This is a genomic window from Agromyces sp. Y558 (genome assembly GCF_059445415.1).
Genome location: NZ_JCAIUH010000001.1, coordinates 2,256,424 through 2,275,378 on the forward strand (window position 1 = coordinate 2,256,424; position 18,955 = coordinate 2,275,378).

The following is an 18,955-nucleotide window of genomic DNA, read 5'->3' on the forward strand; positions in this document are numbered from 1 at the left end:
AGCCTCGGTGGGTGGCCGAGGCTTCTCGATTCAGGTGATGGACGACCGGCTCGAAGTGCCGGTGCCACCACTCACTACGTGCCCCCGGAGGGATTCGAACCCCCGACCTACGGTACCGGAAACCGGCGCTCTATCCCCTGAGCTACGGAGGCGCACAGCTAGAGAGACTACCACTTCGAGCGCTGCGTCCCGACCCGTGGGCGGGCGCTCTGGCGGCTCAGGAGATGCTGAGCCGGGCGACCGTGCCGAGCAGGTCGTCGCGCACCTTCGCAGTCAGGAACGCACGTGCGCCGTGCAGCACGGGGTCGTGGTCGATGCGGGTCGCGACGACCTCGGGGTACCAGCGGCTGAGGCGACGGATGCCCCGCTCCACCGCCGTTGCGAGCGGTTGCCCACCGACGATCGCGGTGGGCCCGGCGAGTACGAGCCGACCAGGATCGAGAGTCGCGAGCAGCGGCAGCGAGATGTGGGCGACGCGCTCGCCGAGCTCTTCGATGATCGCGTCGCGGGCGTCGCTCGCCGCGATGGCCTCCAGGGCCGAGCGGTGGTCGGTCGCATCGAGGCCGTGGGCGGCGGCGATGCGGCGAACGGCCGCCGCGCCCGCGAGGTCTTGGCTCGTGACGGCGTGGGAGTCGAGTGCGGCCGCGGCGGCGGAGAGCGGCAGGAAGCCGACCTCGCCCGCTCCGCCGAAACTGCCGCGGTGCAGGTCGCCGGCCACGTCGAACGATGCGCCGACACCGTTGCCGAGCCAGAGCAGTGCGAAGACGTCTCGACCTTCGCCCGCTCCTGCATCACGTTCGGCGATCGCGGCGAGGTTCACGTCGTTCTCGATGAAGGCCGCGACGCCGAGCTCGGCCTCGAGGGTGCGCCGCAGGCCGGTGACGGGCCAGCCCGGCAGTGTCTCGCTGAAGAGCGTGCCGGCTTCGCCGGGATCGACGTAGCCGGCCGTGCCGATGCACACGGAGTGCACGACGGCCGGGTCGGTGCCGGCCGCGGCGCTCGCGTCGCGGATCGCTGCGTCGACCTCGCGCACGGCATCGCGGCTCGCGGTGTCGCGCGACAGCACTGTGCGCACCACCGGGCGCTCGCCGCCGGCAGCGTCGACGACCGACGCCCGCAGCTCGTCGGCCTCGATCGCAATCGCGACGCCGAGCGGCCGGTCGGTGCGGGCGGCGTACAGCGTGGCGCTGCGACCGGGGTTGCCGGCGACCTGCCCGCGTTCCTCGATGACCCCTGCAGCGATCAGCCGGGACATCATCATCGAGGCCGTGGGCTTGGAGACCCCGACGAGTTCGCAGATGCGGTTGCGGGTCAGCGGCCCGTGGTCGAGCAGAGCCGAGAGGCCGACACGGTCGTTGACCGCGCCGAGCCACGACGGGGTTCCCTGCGCCGATCTCATCGCGAGTGCGCCGCCGTCAGGCGGCGGGGAGATTCCCGAGCATGGCGGCGACGAGCTGGCCCGCGTCGCCGGGTTCGAAGAGTTCGGTGGACTCGATGACGATCCAGTACGGGCCGGTGAAGATCTGCGCCTGACCGATGCCCGCGGTCTGGCCGAAGTACCCCTCGACCTCGGGCGGCGTGCCGTAGGTGGGCACGGGGTTCGAGCCCATCGCCGCGTCGTTCTTGTGGACGTCGAGTGCGGCGGGCGGGGGAGTCGCGACACCGATCTCGATGATCTCGCCGCTCGTCTGGTTCAGCCAGCCGCACGCGGTGCCCGCCTCGTCGACCACGGCGACGACACCGGCGCCCGAGGGGGCGAAGTCGGGCGCGACGCCGTAGTTCGGGTTGAACTCGTAAACCTGGTCGGCGGTGAGCAACGCGTCGCACGCGATCTCGAAGGGCACCAGCGGCGCGGCGGTCTCGGTCGGCTCGGCGCTGGCGACCGGGCTCTCGGATGTCGTCGGGGGTGCAGCAGTCTCGCTGGGTTCGGGGCTTTCGCCGGTGCATCCGCTCAGCAGCATCACGGATGCCACGGCCAGGAGAACGACGGCGGCGGGGCGGGTGCGGATCAGCTGGAACGAGCGCGACATGTGACGAACCTTATCAATGGCGACGGGTAGGATTTGCGGGTGACTCCCGCCGATCTTTCGCGTGCCCTGTACGACCTCGTCCTCGCCCTCGCCGAGCGACGTCGTGCCGCGGGCGAGGAGGTGGCGCTCGAGCTCGCGCCCGGCGACGTCACGCTCGAGCGACCGAAGAACCGCGAGCACGGCGACTGGGCCTCGAGCATCGCGATGCGGGTGGCGAAGCCGCTCGGCACGAACCCGCGCCAGATCGCCACCGAACTCGCCGCGGGTCTCGCCGCGATCGAGGGTGTCGCGAGCGCCGAGGTCGCGGGCCCGGGGTTCATCAACATCCGGCTCGACGCCGCCGCCGCGGGTGCGCTCGCCAAGACGATCGTCGAGGCCGGCCCGTCGTTCGGGCACAGCGATTCGCTCGCGGGCAGCGTCATCAACCTCGAGTTCGTCTCGGCGAATCCGACCGGGCCGTTGCACATCGGCCACACCCGCTGGGCAGCACTCGGCGATTCCATCGGCCGCGTGCTGCGGGCCGCCGGTGCCGAGGTCGCCAACGAGTACTACATCAACGACGCCGGCAACCAGATGGAGACCTTCGGGGCTTCGGTGCTCGCGGCGGCGAAGGGCGAGCCGACGCCTGAGGGTGGCTACCCGGGCGCCTACATCGGCGAACTGGCGCTGCGCGTGCTCGAACGCGAGCCGAACCTGCTCGAGCTCGCCGACGATGTGGCGCTCCACACGGCCACCGAGATCGCGTACGAGCTGCAGCTCGCCGAGATCCGCGCCTCGCTCGATCGCTTCAACGTGCACTTCGACGTGTGGACGAGCGAGCGACGCATGCAGGTCAAGGGCGACGACGGTCTCTCCGACATCGACACGGCCGTCGAGCGGTTGCGCGCTCAAGGCCACGTCTTCGACGAAGACGGCGCAGTATGGGTGCGCACGACCGACTTCGGCGACGACAAAGACCGGGTGGTCCGTCGCAGCAACGGCGTCTACACCTACTTCGCGGCCGACGCCGCCTATTACCTCGACAAGGGCGACCGCGGCTTCAACCACAAGATCTACCTGCTCGGCGCCGACCACCATGGGTACGTGCACCGCCTGAAGGCCCTCGCGGGCGCCGCCGGCGACGACCCCGAGCGCGACATCGAAGTGCTCATCGGGCAGCTCGTCTCGATCAACGGCGCCAAGCTGTCCAAGCGCGCCGGAAACATCATCGAGCTCGACGACTTGCAGGCCTGGCTCGGCACCGACGCGCTGCGTTACACGCTCGGCCGGTACCCCGCCGACTCGCCGCTGACGATCGACCCCGAGATCCTGCAGCGCCGCACGAACGACAACCCCGTCTTCTACGTGCAGTACGCGCATGCCCGCACGTGCGCGGTCGACCGCAATGCAGCATCCGTCGGCCTCGATCGCTCGTCGTTCGCGCCCGAGCTGCTGACGCACGAGACTGAGTCGGCACTGCTCGGCGCCCTCCAGGACTTCCCGCGCATCGTGGCCCAGGCGGCCGAGTTGCGCGAGCCGCACCGCGTCGCCCGCTACATCGAAGAGCTCGCAGGCCTCTACCACCGCTGGTACGACAACTGCCGGGTGCTTCCCCTCGGCGAAGAACCGATCGGCGAGCTGCACCACACGCGGCTCTGGCTGAACGATGCGACCGGGCAGGTCCTCCGCAACGGGCTCGATCTGCTCGGGGTGTCCGCCCCCGAGCGCATGTGACCGACCAACCCGAACCGGAGGCGCAGATGGCGAACAACGGGGACGACCGCGATCCGAGCGGTACCGCGACGCTCGGAGTACCCGCCGCACGCACCCGACGGCCGCTCGGTCGTGCGGCCCGCGCATGGATCGTCGTGGCAGCGGTGCTGGTGGCCCTCATCGCGCTGTTCCTCGTCGCCGACGTCATCGCCCGGAACCTCGCCGAACAGCGCGTCGCCGAAGAGATCGAGTCGATTCTGCCCGACGGCGTCGAGGGTGACGTCGACGTGACGATCGGCGGGTTCTCGATCATCGCCCAGTACTTGACGGGCACGATGGAGCGCGTCGAGCTCGACGCCCCGCAGCTGGACGTCGACGGTGCGCCCATCGATGTCTCGGTCGTGGCCGAGGGCCTGCCGGCGGACTTCGAGTCGCCGGTGCAGCACCTGACGGCGACGATCGCCGCCGATGAGGAGTCGGTCAACCGGCTGGTCTCCATCGCCGGTATCGAGGCCGGGTTCAGCCTCGGCGACGGCACAGTCGGATACGAGGGCGAGCTCAAGCTCTTCGGGGTGCCGATCAGCTACCAGATCACGGCGGCGCCGATCGCGGCCGGCGACTCGGTGCTCCTCGAACCCGCAGGGGTCGAAGTCGGTGCCGGAGGCGCGTCGATCGACGTCTCGGGCGTGATCGATCGCCTGCTCGGCGGCGACCCGCTCGAGGTGTGCGTCGCCGACCGGTTGCCGGCCGGCGTGCAGCTCGAGTCGATCACGGTGACGCCGGGTACCGCGATCATCGGGCTCCAGGCCGACGGGCTCACCCTCGACGCCGAGAGCCTCGAGCAGCACGGCAGCTGCGGGTAGCGTCGAGGAGCTCCGGGCGTCGTCGATTCGGCCCGGCATACGAGCCTCGGTAGACTCGCCGTACGCCGACCCACAAGGTCTGCGCGCACTGCAGGCTTCAGGAACCGATCCGGGTTCGCTCGCCGCGAGCGATCCGTGCCGTCGTCTCCGTCCCGTGAGGTTTCCCCGTGGTATCCACCGCACCTGTTCCCGGATGGCTCCGCGTGCCCGCTGACGCCAATGCGCTCGCGCCGCTGGTCTGGCCCTCGAACGCAGTCCGCGACGGGGGCGGCGGGCTCGTCATCGCCGGCCGCGACGCCGCGTCGCTCGCCGTCGAGTTCGGCACGCCGCTCTACGTCGTCGACGAAGCCGACGCGAGGTCTCGCGCGGCGCGCATCAAGCGGGCGTTCGACGACGCCGCGGCATCCATCGGCACGACTGTGACGGTCTATTACGCAGGCAAGGCGTTCCTCTCGGGCGCGATCGTGCGCTGGGTCACCGACGAGGGCCTCGCGGTCGATGTGTGCACCGGCGGCGAGCTCGCGGTCGCGCTCGCCGCGGGCGCCGATCCGGCGCGTCTCGGCTTCCACGGCAACAACAAGTCGATCGCCGAGATCGAACGCGCGGTCGGCGTCGGGGTCGGGGTCGTCGTCGTCGACAGCGAGGTCGAGATCGAACGGGTCGCGGATGCCGCGGCACGCGCGGGCCGGGTGCAGCCTGTGCGTCTCCGCGTCAACAGCGGGGTGCACGCCTCGACGCACGAGTTCCTCGCGACGGCCCATGAAGACCAGAAGTTCGGCGTCTCCCTCGCCCGGGCGGTCGAGCTCGGCACCCGAATCCGCTCGCATGCCTCGCTCGACTTCCTCGGGTTGCACTGCCACATCGGCTCGCAGATATTCGACTCGGCGGGCTTCGCCGAATCGGCCGAACGCCTGCTCGCCGCGCACGCAGAACTCTCGCGGGTCGCGCCGGTGCCCGAGCTGAACCTCGGCGGCGGGTTCGGCATCGCCTACACCTCCGCCGACGAGCCCGAGCCGATCGAGGAGATCGCCGCAGGCATCGTGCGCGCGGTCGCGAACGGATGCCGCGAGCACGACGTGCCCGTGCCGAAGCTCGCCTTCGAGCCCGGCCGCTCGATCATCGGCCCCGCCGGCGTCACGCTCTATACCGTGGGCACCGTCAAACCCGTACCGATCGAAGGCGGCGTGCGTCACTACGTCTCGGTCGACGGCGGCATGAGCGACAACGCCCGCACCGCGCTCTACGGCGCCGAGTACTCGGCTCGCATCGCCTCACGGGTTTCCGATGCGGCCCCGGCGCTCGTGCGCGTCGCGGGAAAGCACTGCGAGTCGGGCGACATCGTCGTCGATGCCGAATACCTGCCCGGAGACGTCGCCCCGGGCGACCTGCTCGCCGTGCCGGCGACCGGCGCATACTGCTGGTCGCTCGCGTCCAACTACAACCACGTGCCCCGGCCACCCGTCGTCGCCGTGCGTGACGGGCGCGCTCGTGTCATCGTGCACGGTGAGACCGAAGAGCAGCTGCTCGCCCGCGACGCGGGGCTCGATGCATCCGTCGACCGTGCTCTCGGCGGCCCTGCCGTCGACGACCATGCCCCCGGCGGCCCTGCCGCCGGCGACCGTGCCACCGAAGGGAACCCCGCATGATCGAGTACCGCTCCATTCGAGTGGGCCTGCTCGGCGCTGGCTCGGTCGGTTCGCAGGTGGCGCGCCTCCTGCTCGAGCACTCCGATGAACTCGCCCAGCGCATCGGCGCCCGCATCGAACTCGTCGGCATTGCCGTGCGCGACGTCGAGGCCAAGCGCGACGCCGAACTGCCGCGCGAGCTGCTCACGACCGACGCCGACGCGCTCATCCTCGGCTCCGACATCGTCATCGAGCTCATGGGCGGCATCGAGCCGGCCCGCACGCTCGTGCTGCAGGCGATCGGCTCCGGCGCCGACGTCGTGACCGCCAACAAGGCGCTGCTCGCCAACCACGGCCCAGAGCTCTTCGCCGCCGCCGAGCAGGTGGGTGCCCAGCTCTCCTACGAAGCGGCCGTCGCCGGGGCGATCCCGATCATCCGGCCGCTCCGCGACAGCCTCGCCGGCGACCGCGTCGAACGCATCCTCGGCATCGTGAACGGCACGACCAACTTCATCCTCGACCGCATGGACCAGACCGGTGCCTCGCTCGAAGACGCGCTCGCGACCGCGACCGATCTCGGCTACGCCGAAGCCGACCCGACTGCGGACATCGGCGGGTTCGACGCGGCGCAGAAGGCCGCCATCCTCGCGAGCCTCGCCTTCCACACGAGCGTGCCCGTCGAGGCCGTGCACCGCGAGGGCATCACGGGTGTCTCGGCCGAGCAGGTCGACTCCGCGCGACGGGCCGGGTACGTCGTGAAGCTCCTCGCCATCTGCGAGCGCCTCACCGACGCCGAGACCGGCGAAGAGGGCGTCTCCGCGCGCGTCTACCCGGCCCTCGTGCCGCGCAGTCACCCGCTCGCGGCGGTGCACGGAGCGAACAACGCCGTGTTCGTCGAGGCATCCGCAGCCGGCCCGCTCATGTTCTATGGTGCAGGCGCCGGGGGAGTGCAGACCGCTTCCGCAGTGCTCGGCGACCTCGTCGCCATCGCCCGCCGCCACGTCATCGGCGGCCCCGGCACGGTCGAATCGACGCACGCCGAACTGCCGGTGCTCGACATCGGCCGCATCACGACCCGCTACGCCATCACGCTCGAGGTCGCCGACGAGCCCGGCGTGCTCGAGCAGATCGCGCACACCTTCGCCGAGCACGGCGTCTCCGTCGAGCAGTTGCAGCAGACCGTCAGCGAGAGCTCCGAGCGAGCTACGCTGGTCATCGGGACGCACGAGGCGAAGGAGTCCGCACTCGCCGAGACCGTCGCCGCCCTCGCCCAGAGCCCCGTCGTCGCATCCGTCGCGTCCGTCCTCCGAGTCGAAGGAACGTAAGTGAACCAGTCCACCCCCAAGGCAAATTCTCGTCAGTGGCGCGGAGTCATCCGCGAATACGCCGACCGGCTCGACGTCACCGACTCCACTCCCGTCGTCACCCTCGGCGAGGGCGGCACGCCGCTCCTGCCCGCCCCGGCACTGTCGGCCCGCACCGGGGCCGACGTCTGGGTGAAGTTCGAGGGCATGAACCCCACCGGCTCATTCAAAGACCGCGGCATGACGATGGCGGTGACGAAGGCCGTCGAGCGTGGCGCGAAGGTCGTCATCTGCGCGTCGACCGGCAACACCTCGGCGTCGGCAGCTGCGTACGCGACGCACGCGGGCATCACTGCGGCCGTTCTCGTGCCCGAGGGCAAGATCGCGATGGGCAAGCTGAGCCAGGCGATCGCGCACAACGCCCGGCTCATCCAGGTGCAGGGCAACTTCGACGAGTGCCTCGACATCGCACGCGATCTCGCCGACAACTATCCGGTGCACCTCGTCAACTCGGTCAACAACGACCGCATCGAGGGGCAGAAGACTGCGGCATTCGAGGTCGTCGAGGTGCTCGGGGATGCACCCGACTTCCACTTCGTGCCCGTCGGCAACGCGGGCAACTACACCGCGTACACCCGCGGATACCGCGAAGATATCGCTGCCGGCAATGCGACGCGACTGCCGCGTATGTTCGGGTTCCAGGCTTCGGGTTCCGCACCCATCGTGCGTGGTGAGCCGGTGAAGGACCCCGACACCATCGCGAGCGCGATCCGCATCGGCAACCCCGCCTCATGGGAGCTCGCCCTGCTGGCTCGTGACGAGTCCGACGGCTACTTCGGCGCGATCGACGACGACAAGATCCTCGAGGCGCAGCGCATCCTCTCCGCAGAGGTCGGCATCTTCGTCGAGCCCGCATCGGCGATCTCGGTCGCCGGGCTCCTCGAGCGCTCGGCCGCCGGCGTCGTGCCCGCGGGCGCGCGCGTCGTGCTCACGGTCACCGGTCACGGCCTGAAAGACCCCCAGTGGGCTCTTCGCACGGCCGACGGCTCCGACGTGCAGCCCGTCATCGTGCCGGTCGACACCGCGCAGGTCGCCTCGGTGCTCGGACTCTCGTCATGATGAGCGCCGCCGTCGCGACGGGCGACGGCCTCTCGCCGTTGCTCACCGGTCGCAGCGTGCTCGTGAAGGTGCCGGCGACATCCGCCAACCTCGGCCCCGGGTTCGACACGCTCGGGCTGGCGCTGGCCCTCTACGACGAGCTCGAGGTGTCGGTGTCGACCGGGTCGACGGTGCACGGCGTCCCGGGCCTCGACATCGAGGTGCACGGCGTCGGCGAGGGAGAGGTGCCGCTCGATGAATCGCACCTCGTCGTGCGCGCCATCGCCCATACCTTCGCGCGCGCAGGAGTTCCACTGCCGGCGTTGAAGCTCGTCGCGCACAACCGCATCCCGCACGGCCGCGGCCTGGGATCCTCCGGCGCCGCCATCGTCGCCGGGGTCGTCGCTGCCAAGGGACTGCTCGAGGGCATCGTCGAGTTCAGCACCGACGAGTTGCTCGACCTCGCCACCGAACTCGAGGGGCACCCCGACAATGTGGCTCCTGCCCTCTTCGGCGGGCTCACGATCGCCTGGGTCACGCCCGACGGCCCCCGTCACAAGAAGCTCATCGTGCACCGCGGTGTCTCGCCTCTCGTGCTCGTGCCCGAGCACGAGATGTCGACGGCGCTCGCTCGCTCGCTGCAGCCCGAGTCGGTGCCGCACGAAGACGCCGTCTTCAACGTGTCTCGATCGGCGCTGCTCATCGCGGCGCTCATCCAGAGCCCCGAGCTGCTCTTCCAAGCCACTGAAGACAAGCTGCACCAGCACTACCGCGCGAAGGCGATGCCCGAGACTGATCGGCTCATCAGGGCGCTGCGCGAGGCGGGGCATCCGGCCGTCGTCTCGGGCGCCGGTCCTTCGATCCTCGTGCTCGCGAGCGATCCGAGTGCACGCGCTGCGGCGATCGCGCTCGTCGAGGCATCCGCCGACACCGTGTGGCAGGCGCTGCCGCTCGCCGTGGACTTCAAGGGAGCGACGGTCGTCGACGCGTCACGCTGACGTCGCGGCATCCGCATTCCGCTGGCGCAATTGTGTCGGGATGACCGGTTCGGTGATGTTAGACTGACACAGCACCCGGCAGGAGACGCATTGTTCGCGTCCCCGCTCGCTCGTGCAATTCCCGGCAATCTATTGCTTTCGCTCTCGCGCACGTCTGCGCCTTCGTGCGCACCGACATCGCTCGTGCAAGCGATCAGCTCTCCTGGATCCGCAACTCTTGCGCCAGGGGAAAGGAACATACCCAGTGACCAACGGAACCGACCACGCCGACCGCGTGGCGAACACCGCCCGCCTGTCCTCCCTGAAGGTCGCCGAGCTCCAAGAGCTCGCTGCGTCCCTCGGCCTCGCCGGTGGCTCGAAGCGCCGAAAAGGAGAGCTCGTCGAGCTGATCCAGGCCCACCAGGAGGCGTCAGCCGGCGAGAACTCGTCCGACGATTCCACCGTCGTGCCAGATGCGACCCCTCGCATCGAGCTCGACCTGCCCAAGGCCGCCGAGGCGAGCCCCGAGCACGACTCTCCTGCGGTCGCCGATGAGCCGGCCGCACCGGATGTCGCGGCTGAGGCGGCGCCGCCCGCCTCAGTCATCGCAGCTCCCGCCCGTCAACGGCGCCAGCCCCGTCGGGCCACGAGCGCGACGACCGCTGCGGTGCAGCATGTCAACAGCGGCGACGCCGGTGTGGGCCTCGTGCCCGAGACCGACGATGCCCGCGAAGCAGCCCGCGCTGCAGTGCGCGAAGAGCTCGCCGCGGCGACCGGCGAGGGCGCCCGCAGCGTCCAGCCGGCCGAAGCAGAGGGCGACGCTGCTGCTGCCGAGGAGCCCCGCCAGGGCCGAGGCCGCAACCGGGGCCGACGCGGCGGCGAGCGTGCCGAACGTGGCGAGCGTACCGAGCGTGGCGACGACGCCCAGAAGGGCGAGCAGAAGCAGGGCGAGCGTCAGTCTGGTCGTCAGAACGGCGAGCGTTCGAACGGCGAGCGCCAGAACGGCGACCGCCAGAACGGCGAGCAGCAGGGCCGCAAGGGCGAGGAGCAGGGCGCGAAGTCCGGCGAGCCGCGCCAGGGCGGCGATGACGACAAGGCCAAGCAGCAGAACGAGGGCGGCCGAGGTCGCGACAACCAGACTCGCGACAACCAGGCGCGCGACGCCCAGGCCCAGCTCGACGGCGAAGGCGGGCGCCGCAACCGTTACCGCGACCGCAAGCGCCGCGGCCAGGGCGCCGGCGACGAGCTCGAACCCGAGATCCTCGACGACGACGTGCTGATCCCGATCGCAGGCATCCTCGACGTGCTCGACAACTACGCGTTCGTGCGCACCACGGGCTACCTGCCCGGCCCGAGCGACGTCTACGTGTCGCTCGGCCAAGTGAAGAAGTACAACCTGCGCAAGGGCGACGCGGTCGTCGGCGCCATCAAGCAGCCGCGCGACAGCGACTCGAACAGCCGCCAGAAGTACAACGCCCTTGTGAAGGTCGACTCGATCAACGGACAGACGGCCGACGAGGCTGCTGCGCGCGTCGAGTTCCACGACCTCACGCCGTTGTACCCGCAAGACCGTCTGCGGCTCGAGACCGAGCCCACCAAGCTCACGCAGCGCATCATCGACCTCGTCGCCCCGATCGGCAAGGGTCAGCGCGGCCTCATCGTCGCTCCGCCGAAGGCCGGCAAGACGATCGTGCTGCAGCAGATCGCGAACGCGATCTCGATCAACAACCCCGAGGTCCACCTCATGGTCGTGCTCGTCGACGAGCGCCCCGAAGAGGTCACCGACATGCAGCGCACGGTGAAGGGCGAGGTCATCGCCTCGACCTTCGACCGCCCGGCCGAAGATCACACGACGGTCGCCGAACTCGCCATCGAGCGTGCGAAGCGTCTCGTCGAACTCGGTCACGACGTCGTCGTGCTGCTCGACTCGATCACTCGACTCGGCCGCGCGTACAACCTCGCCGCACCGGCATCAGGTCGCATTCTCTCCGGTGGCGTCGACGCTTCGGCGCTGTACCCGCCGAAGCGATTCTTCGGCGCAGCGCGCAACATCGAGAACGGCGGCTCGCTCACCATTCTCGCGACCGCGCTCGTGGAGACGGGCTCGAAGATGGACGAGGTGATCTTCGAGGAGTTCAAGGGCACCGGAAACTCCGAACTGCGCCTGTCGCGTCAGCTCGCCGACAAGCGGATCTTCCCCGCGGTCGACGTCAACGCGTCGTCCACGCGCCGCGAAGAGATGCTCCTCTCGCCCGACGAGGTGAAGATCACCTGGAAGCTGCGTCGCGCCCTCGCGGGTCTCGAGCAGCAGCAGGCTCTCGAAGCTGTGCTCGGTCGATTGAAAGAGACGCAGTCGAACGTCGAGTTCCTCATGCTCATGCAGAAGTCGATGCCGGTCGCTCCCGGACACGGCAACTCGCACGGGCACGAGACCGACCACCGCTGAGGCTTCCGTGTTCGAGTCCGTCCAAAGCCTGCTCGCCGAGCATGCGCAGCTCCAAGAGGAGCTCGCCGACCCGGCGCTCCATGCCGACGCGGCGCGCGCGAAGAAGGTCAACCGGCGTTACGCCGAGCTGAGCCGCATCGTCTCCGCGCACTCGGCGTGGCTCGAGGCCCAAGACGACCTCGCCGCTGCGCGTGAACTCGCGAAAGAAGACGAGGCGTTCGCCGAAGAGGTGCCCGCGCTCGAAGAGGGGCTTGCCGCGGCGCAGGAGCGCCTCCGGCGGCTCCTGATCCCGCGCGACCCCGACGACGGCCGTGATGTGATCATGGAGATCAAGGGTGGCGAGGGCGGCGCCGAGAGCGCCCTCTTCGCGGCCGACCTGCTGCGCATGTACATCCAGTACGCGCAGTCCAAGGGCTGGAAGGTCGAGCTGCTCGACCAGAACGAGTCCGATCTCGGCGGCTACAAAGACGTGCAGGTGGCGATCAAGTCGAATGCGACCGACCCGTCACAGGGCGTCTGGGCGCACTTGAAGTACGAGGGCGGCGTGCATCGCGTTCAGCGCGTGCCGGTCACCGAGACGCAAGGGCGCATCCACACCTCGACGACGGGCGTGCTCGTCTTCCCCGAGGTCGACGAGCCCGAAGAGGTCGACATCAACCAGAACGACCTGAAGATCGACGTCTACCGTTCATCGGGTCCGGGCGGCCAATCGGTCAACACGACCGACTCGGCCGTGCGCATCACGCACCTTCCCACCGGCATCGTCGTCTCGATGCAGAACGAGAAGTCGCAGCTACAGAACCGCGAGGCGGCGATGCGCGTGCTTCGTGCGCGAATTCTCGCCCGCCAGCAGGAGGAGATCGCGGCCGCGGCATCCGATGCCCGCAAGTCGCAGATCCGCTCCATGGACCGGTCGGAGCGAATCCGCACGTACAACTTCCCCGAGAATCGCATCGCCGATCACCGCACCGGGTACAAGGCGTACAACCTCGACCACGTCATGAACGGTGCGCTCGACCCGATCATCGAGTCCGCCATCCAGGCCGACGAAGAGGCGCGGCTCTCGCACATCGGCGACCAGTAACGACGGCCGACTGCACCGAGCGGATGCCCCGGACGCCTCGAGCGTGCGGGGCATCCGTCGTTTCGGCGACCGCCCGCATGCGACCGCTCGCATGGGCCGTCCGAATGCGGCCCGGCCGGTACGCGCAGCAATTCAGGTCGGGAGGCGTGTCGCGGGCCGGTCGATCGGCGTGTTGGCGCGGCGCGCCGCGCGCCGTCCTGAATTGCTGCAAGACACGGCGCGCAGAGGGTGCGCAGAGGGGCTGCGGCTCGGCCGTCCTGAGTTGTTGCTGACAGGGTGCGAGGGACGAGTGGCGGGGGCGCGCAGGACTAGTGGGGGCGTGCAGGAGTTTCGGTTCGGACGGCTCAGATGTGCTCGTGGTGGATTCCTCGTGCGGCGTCGGCGGTCTCGTGAGTCAGCGGTCTGAACGTCGCCGGGATGCCGACGATGAGCGAATGCGCCGGTGCATCCTTCGTGACGACCGCGTTCGCGCCGATCGCGCTCCAGGCGCCGATCGTGATGTCGCCGAGCACTTTCGCGCCGGCGCCGACGGTCACGCCGTCGTCGAGGGTCGGATGCCGCTTCGCGCCCCGTTGGGCGCCGCGGGCCGACTTTCCGCCCAAGGTGACCCCGTGATAGAGCATCACGTCATCGCCGACGACCGTGGTCTCGCCGATGACGACGCCCATGCCGTGATCGATGAAGAAGCGTCGCCCGATGGTTGCGCCGGGGTGGATCTCGACTCCGGTCAGAAACCTGAGCAGTTGCGAGAGCAACCGTGCCGGAAGCCTGATGCCGGCACGCCAGAGTGCGTGACTGAGGCGGTAGCCCCAGATCGCGTGCAGCCCTGAATACGCGAGGAACACCTCGGCCTTGCCGCGTGAGGCAGGGTCATGGTCGCGCGCGGTCGCGATGTCTTCGCGGAGTGCTCGAAAGATGCTCACGCCCATAGTCAATCAGGCGCCGCGTCCGTCAGCCTGTTAGACGTTCAGGTGCCGCACGACCCGGCCGCCGGATCGATCGGGCCGGGAGACTCCGTCGCAAGCCGGCGCCCGATCGCCCGCTCAGTCGCGGAGATCTTCGTAGAGCACCGTCGAGACGTAGCGCTCACCGAAGTCGGGCACGACCACGACGATGGTCTTGCCGTCGTTCTCGGGGCGCCGTGCGACCTCGAGTGCCGCCCAGACCGCTGCGCCCGACGAGATGCCGCCGAGGATCGCCTCGTCGGTCGCGAGCTGTCGTGCCGTCGTGATGGCGTCGCTCGTGGCGACGTCGATGACCTCGTCGTACACCTCGCGGTCGAGCACGTCGGGCACGAAGTTCGCGCCGAGGCCCTGGATCTTGTGCGGGCCGGGCGTGCCCTTCGTGAGGATGGGGGAGTCGGCCGGCTCGACGGCGATGACCTGCACGTCGGACTTCTGTTCCTTGAGGAAGCGGCCCGCTCCCGTGATGGTGCCGCCCGTGCCGATGCCCGACACGAGAATGTCGACGCCGCCGTCGGTGTCGGCCCAGATCTCGGGGCCGGTCGTCGAGTAGTGGATCGCGGGGTTCGCCTCGTTCTCGAACTGGCGGGCGAGGATCGCGCCCGGTGTCGCCTCGACGATCTCGTCGGCCTTGGCGACGGCGCCCTTCATGCCCTCCGAGCCGGGCGTGAGCAGGATCTCAGCGCCATAGGCGCGCAGCAGAACGCGGCGTTCGATGCTCATCGTCTCGGGCATGGCGAGCACGACGCGGTAGCCGCGGGCCGCGCCGACGAGGGCGAGCGCGATGCCGGTGTTGCCGCTCGTCGCCTCGACGATGGTGCCGCCGGGAGCGAGGGCGCCGGACTTCTCGGCGGCGTCGACGATGGCCACGCCGATGCGGTCCTTCACGCTTGCCGCGGGGTTGTAGAACTCGAGCTTGGCCAGCACCGTGGCACCCGCGCCCTCGGTGAGCCGGTTCAGGCGCACGAGCGGGGTACGACCGACGACCTCGGTGATGTTCTCGTAGATCTGCGCCATGAGGATGCCTCTCGGGTCGGGATGAACAACAGACCAAGCCTACGGTTCGGCCGGTGTGGAGGCGAGTGCGTTACATTCCATTGCGTGGATACGACGACCCCTGGCGCCAGAGCGCGATCGCTGCGCGAGCTCCGAGATGACACGGTGGCGGCGCTCGCATCGGTCGGTGTGCCCGACCCCGAGGTCGATGCCGAGCTGCTGATCGGACACGTGCTCGGGCTCTCCCGCGGCGGCGTGCAGGCGCGAATCGTCGTCGGCACCGAGGTGAGCGAGTCGGATGCCGCGGCGTTGGCCGAACTCGTCGTGCGTCGCGCCCGCCGTGAACCGCTGCAGCACATCACGGGTCGTGCCGCGTTCCGCAGTCTCGAGCTCGAGGTCGGCCCGGGCGTGTTCGTGCCGAGGCCCGAGACGGAGCAGGTCGCCCAACTCGCGATCGACGCGCTCATCTCGGCGGCGGAGCCCGAACCGATCGGCATCGACCTCGGCAGCGGGAGCGGCGCCATCGCGCTCGCGCTCGCGACCGAGGTTCCGCATGCACAGGTATGGGCGGTCGAGAATTCGCCCGAGGCGTTCGTGTGGACGAGGCGCAACGTCGAAACAGTCGGCGCGCCGAACCTCGAGCTCGTCTTCGGCGACCTCGCGGATGCGCTGCACGAACTCGACGGCCGGGTGGCCGTCGTCGTCTCGAATCCGCCGTATGTTCCCCTGGGGGAGGTGCCGCATGACCCCGAGGTGCGGCTCTACGACCCCGAGCGCGCCCTGTACGGTGGCGCCGACGGCCTCGATGTCGTGCGGGTGCTCTCGCAGCGCGCGCTCGTGCTGTTGCGGCCCGGGGGAGCGCTCGTGATCGAGCATGGGGAGGCGCAGTCGGCCGAGATCGCCGCGATCCTGGCAGCTGACGGATGGCGGGCGATTGCGCACCACCGCGATCTCACGACCCGCGACCGGGCGACCACCGCCGTGCGCTGACCGGCGAGCCGGCCGACGGACTACTTGGCCCGCTCGGCCTTCTCGCGGGCGTTCTTCTCCCGTTCGAGCGCATGCTTCTCGCGTTCGAGCGCGTGCTTGATCGCCTCGCGTTCGCGCTTCTGCGCTTCGCGGAGGGTCTTCTCGGCTTCGCGGCGCGTCTTCGCCGCCTCGCGCACACGCTGGTCGCGTGGCAGCGCGAGTGCGGCGGGCAGCGGCTCCTTGACGGCGTCGGGGGCTCCGGACTCGACGCGGCCGACGTGGTACTCGACGCCGTCGAGGATGCGCTGGAGCCCGAATTCGAAGTCGTAGTCGCCGAACTCCTCGGCATCTCCGGGGTCGCCCAGGTATCCGCCGGACGCGAGCAGCGGGCTGAGGTAGGGGAATCGCTCGGGCGTCACGAGTTCGAGGAGCGCCTCGAAGACGTTCGCACCTGTGACATCTGCCGGGTCGCCTGCTGCAGTCGCCGCCACCATGAGATCGCGTTCCTGCGCACCCATCGCCCTGGCATAGCTCGTGAGGAGCAGCAGCGTCGACATCTTCTCGCCGTCGCTCAGGGGAAGCGAGCGCACCTCGCGGAGGAACCAGTCGACGATCGTGAGGCTGTTCGGAGTGATCGGCGCGCCTGAGATCGGGATGTCGACGATCCACGGGTGCTCGCGGTAGGCGGCACGCATCGCAAGCACCCAGGCAGTGATGCCGTCGCGCCACCCGCGCTCGAGCGTCTCGTCGGGCACGGGCGGTACGACGGCGCCCTCCTGCATGAGCAGGATCAGGTCGTCTTTGCTCGTGACATACCGATAGAGCGACATCGTCGTGAAGCCGAGCGACGTCGCGACTCGGCTCATCGAAACAGCGCCGAGTCCCTCGGCGTCGGCGATCTCGATGGCGGCATCGACGATGCGCTCGATCGAGAGCTCGCGCTTGGGGCCGCGCTGCGGATTCGCTGCCACACCCCAGGCCAGGGCGACCGCTCGGGGGAGCTCGGGATCGCTTCGCTCAGGGCTCACTGGGGTTCCGTTCTCGAAATGGCGTTGACGACAGTCTAGAACTGTGTATATGTTAAACAACAATGCAGCACGTAAACAGTTTGCGCCATACTCATATGCACGGTCGCAGACACGGAGAACGGAGAACCCTATGACCCTCGCGATCGACGCACGCGGCCTGCGTAAGCGCTTCGGCAAGACCGACGTGCTCGCGGGACTCGACCTCAGCGTGCCCACTGGCACCGTGTTCGCCCTGCTCGGCCCGAACGGCGCCGGCAAGACGACGACCATCAACATCCTCACGACGCTCGTGAAGCCCGATGCCGGCATCGCACGGGTCGGCGGTATCGACGTCGCGACGGCGCCGACCGAAGTGAAGGAGCGAATCGCCCTCACGGGTCAGTCTGCGGCGGTCGACGAGGTGTTGACCGGAACCGAGAACCTCGTGATGATGGGCCGGCTCTCGGGTCTCGGGCGTCAACAGGCACGCGATCGAGCGGCAGAGCTGCTCGAGCGCTTCGAACTGACGGATGCCGCGCGCCGACGAGTGAGCACCTACTCAGGCGGCATGCGCCGCCGGCTCGACCTCGCGCTCAGCCTCGTCGTCGACGTGCCGATCCTGTTCCTCGACGAACCGACGACGGGCCTCGACACCAGGAGCCGGCAGGAGCTCTGGAACGTCATCCGCGCGCTCGCCGACGCGGGAACGACCGTCTTCCTCACCACCCAGTACCTCGAGGAGGCCGACCGGCTCGCCGACCGCATCGCCGTGCTCGACCGTGGCCGCGTCGCCGCCGAGGGCACCGCCGACGAACTGAAGGCGCGTATCGGCGGCGACGTCGTCGAGCTCCGCGGTGCCGACGGCACCCTGCTCGTCGAACTGCCGACCGATGGCAGCGTGCACGGCCTCCGCTCGGCCATCGACGAGCTCGACCACTCTCCGGCGGCCGCGGTCGACGGTGCACAGGTCTCCATTCGCCGCCCCAGTCTCGACGACGTGTTCCTCGCGATCACCGCCGGCGTTGCGGCATCCGCCCCCGAACTCATCGAATCGAAGTGACCGCCATGACGACCAACACTCTTCCCGCCCGCACCGACCGCCCCGACCGCTCCGCCCGCGCCGGTGCGCCGGCTCGGGCGCCGCTCGGCGCGTTCACCGCGGAATCGACGTTCATCGCTCGCAGCTTCCGCCATTCCGTGCGCGACATCGAGGCCATGCTCATGGCGATCATGCTGCCGACGATGCTGATGCTGATGTTCACATTCATCTTCGGCAACGCCATCGACCCCTCGGGCGGCTACGTCGACTACGTCGTGCCGGGCATCATCCTGCTGTGCGCCGGCTTCGGTGCCTCGTCGACCGCGATCTCGGTCTCGCGAGACATGACCACCGGCATCATCGATCGGTTCCGCACGATGCCGCTGCGCAGCGGCGCGGTGCTCACCGGTCACGTGGTCGCGAGCCTCGTGCGCAACCTCGTGGCGACCGGTGTCGTCATCGTCGTCGCCCTCCTCGTGGGATTCCGCCCAGTGGCGACGCCGCTCGAGTGGCTCGCCGCATTCGGCCTGGTGGCGCTCTACATCCTTGCGATCACCTACCTCTTCGCGGCGATCGGACTCGCAGCATCGAGCCCCGAGGCGGCGAGCGGGTTCGGCTTCATCCTGCTGTTCCTGCCGTACCTTTCGAGCGCCTTCGTGCCGGTCGAGACGATGCCCGAGTGGCTGCAATGGATCGCCGAGTACCAGCCGATCACCCCGATCATCGAGACCATCCGCGGATTCCTGATGGACACGCCGGTCGGCGACACCGTCTGGTGGGCGCTCGGCTGGTGCGTCGGCATCCTCCTCGTGTCGGTCGTCTGGGGCGGCTGGCTGTTCCGCCGCAAGGCGGGCCGTCGCTGA

16 protein-coding genes and 1 tRNA gene are annotated in these 18,955 nt (G+C 69.4%); 11 read left to right on the forward strand and 6 right to left on the reverse strand.

All coding sequences use genetic code 11. From position 1 onward, the window contains the following. Positions 1-79 precede the first annotated feature (79 nt). The 3 genes from AC1C2T_RS10540 to AC1C2T_RS10550 form a co-directional block, all read right to left on the reverse strand. Positions 80-152 (reverse strand) — tRNA-Arg (locus AC1C2T_RS10540). Between the two features lie 65 nt (positions 153-217). Then, positions 218-1,399: an ROK family protein gene (locus tag AC1C2T_RS10545; RefSeq protein WP_495362502.1), complete on the reverse strand. Its 1,182-nt coding sequence runs from the start codon at positions 1,397-1,399 to the stop codon at positions 218-220. A gap of 16 nt (positions 1,400-1,415) precedes the next feature. Further along, a complete protein-coding gene (locus AC1C2T_RS10550) occupies positions 1,416-2,030 on the reverse strand; it encodes an iron ABC transporter ATP-binding protein (protein WP_495362503.1) in 615 nt (204 codons plus the stop codon). Between the two features lie 39 nt (positions 2,031-2,069). Between AC1C2T_RS10550 and AC1C2T_RS10555 the strand changes: the two genes are divergently transcribed. The 8 genes from AC1C2T_RS10555 (at position 2,070) to prfA (ending at position 13,119) form a co-directional block, all read left to right on the forward strand. Further along, positions 2,070-3,743 (forward strand): arginine--tRNA ligase, encoded by a 1,674-nt coding sequence (locus AC1C2T_RS10555; RefSeq protein WP_495385231.1) that lies wholly within the window; start codon positions 2,070-2,072, stop codon positions 3,741-3,743. A gap of 26 nt (positions 3,744-3,769) precedes the next feature. Continuing rightward, positions 3,770-4,585: an LmeA family phospholipid-binding protein gene (locus AC1C2T_RS10560; protein ID WP_495385232.1), complete on the forward strand. Its 816-nt coding sequence runs from the start codon at positions 3,770-3,772 to the stop codon at positions 4,583-4,585. Between the two features lie 167 nt (positions 4,586-4,752). Beyond that, positions 4,753-6,231: a diaminopimelate decarboxylase gene (lysA, locus tag AC1C2T_RS10565; RefSeq protein ID WP_495385233.1), complete on the forward strand. Its 1,479-nt coding sequence runs from the start codon at positions 4,753-4,755 to the stop codon at positions 6,229-6,231. Continuing rightward, complete coding sequence (locus AC1C2T_RS10570) at positions 6,228-7,535, forward strand: homoserine dehydrogenase (RefSeq protein WP_495385234.1); 1,308 nt, start codon at positions 6,228-6,230, stop codon at positions 7,533-7,535. The genes lysA and AC1C2T_RS10570 overlap by 4 nt, the downstream gene beginning before the upstream one ends. Continuing rightward, positions 7,536-8,633 carry a threonine synthase gene (gene thrC / locus AC1C2T_RS10575; protein ID WP_495385235.1) on the forward strand — a complete coding sequence of 366 codons (1,098 nt, stop codon included), beginning with the start codon at positions 7,536-7,538 and terminating at the stop codon, positions 8,631-8,633. It abuts the gene before it with no gap. Beyond that, positions 8,633-9,610, forward strand: a complete 978-nt coding sequence (gene thrB, locus AC1C2T_RS10580; protein WP_495385236.1) for a homoserine kinase — start codon at positions 8,633-8,635, stop codon at positions 9,608-9,610. Before thrC ends, thrB begins: the two co-directional genes overlap by 1 nt. A gap of 244 nt (positions 9,611-9,854) precedes the next feature. Next, the gene (gene rho / locus AC1C2T_RS10585) at positions 9,855-12,035 is read left to right on the forward strand and encodes a transcription termination factor Rho (protein WP_495385237.1); all 2,181 of its coding nucleotides are present in this window, start codon (positions 9,855-9,857) and stop codon (positions 12,033-12,035) included. Between the two features lie 7 nt (positions 12,036-12,042). Further along, a complete protein-coding gene (prfA, locus tag AC1C2T_RS10590; protein WP_495362511.1) occupies positions 12,043-13,119 on the forward strand; it encodes a peptide chain release factor 1 in 1,077 nt (358 codons plus the stop codon). 344 nt (positions 13,120-13,463) lie between these two features. On the opposite strand, the gene epsC is transcribed toward prfA, so the two are convergent. Both epsC and cysK read right to left on the reverse strand, forming a co-directional pair. Beyond that, positions 13,464-14,042 (reverse strand): serine O-acetyltransferase EpsC, encoded by a 579-nt coding sequence (gene epsC / locus AC1C2T_RS10595; RefSeq protein WP_495385238.1) that lies wholly within the window; start codon positions 14,040-14,042, stop codon positions 13,464-13,466. Positions 14,043-14,162: 120 nt separating this feature from the next. Further along, entirely contained in the window at positions 14,163-15,098 is a 936-nt protein-coding gene (gene cysK / locus AC1C2T_RS10600; RefSeq protein WP_495385239.1) for a cysteine synthase A, read from the reverse strand. 84 nt (positions 15,099-15,182) lie between these two features. Here cysK and prmC point away from each other — a divergent pair, with 84 nt between their 5' ends. Next, the gene (prmC, locus tag AC1C2T_RS10605; RefSeq protein ID WP_495362514.1) at positions 15,183-16,067 is read left to right on the forward strand and encodes a peptide chain release factor N(5)-glutamine methyltransferase; all 885 of its coding nucleotides are present in this window, start codon (positions 15,183-15,185) and stop codon (positions 16,065-16,067) included. Positions 16,068-16,087: 20 nt separating this feature from the next. Here prmC and AC1C2T_RS10610 read toward each other — a convergent pair whose 3' ends face one another. Continuing rightward, the gene (locus tag AC1C2T_RS10610; protein WP_495385240.1) at positions 16,088-17,074 is read right to left on the reverse strand and encodes a TetR/AcrR family transcriptional regulator; all 987 of its coding nucleotides are present in this window, start codon (positions 17,072-17,074) and stop codon (positions 16,088-16,090) included. Positions 17,075-17,204: 130 nt separating this feature from the next. Between AC1C2T_RS10610 and AC1C2T_RS10615 the strand changes: the two genes are divergently transcribed. Further along, positions 17,205-18,113: an ATP-binding cassette domain-containing protein gene (locus AC1C2T_RS10615; protein WP_495385241.1), complete on the forward strand. Its 909-nt coding sequence runs from the start codon at positions 17,205-17,207 to the stop codon at positions 18,111-18,113. 5 nt (positions 18,114-18,118) lie between these two features. Beyond that, positions 18,119-18,955, forward strand: a complete 837-nt coding sequence (locus AC1C2T_RS10620) for an ABC transporter permease (protein ID WP_495385242.1) — start codon at positions 18,119-18,121, stop codon at positions 18,953-18,955.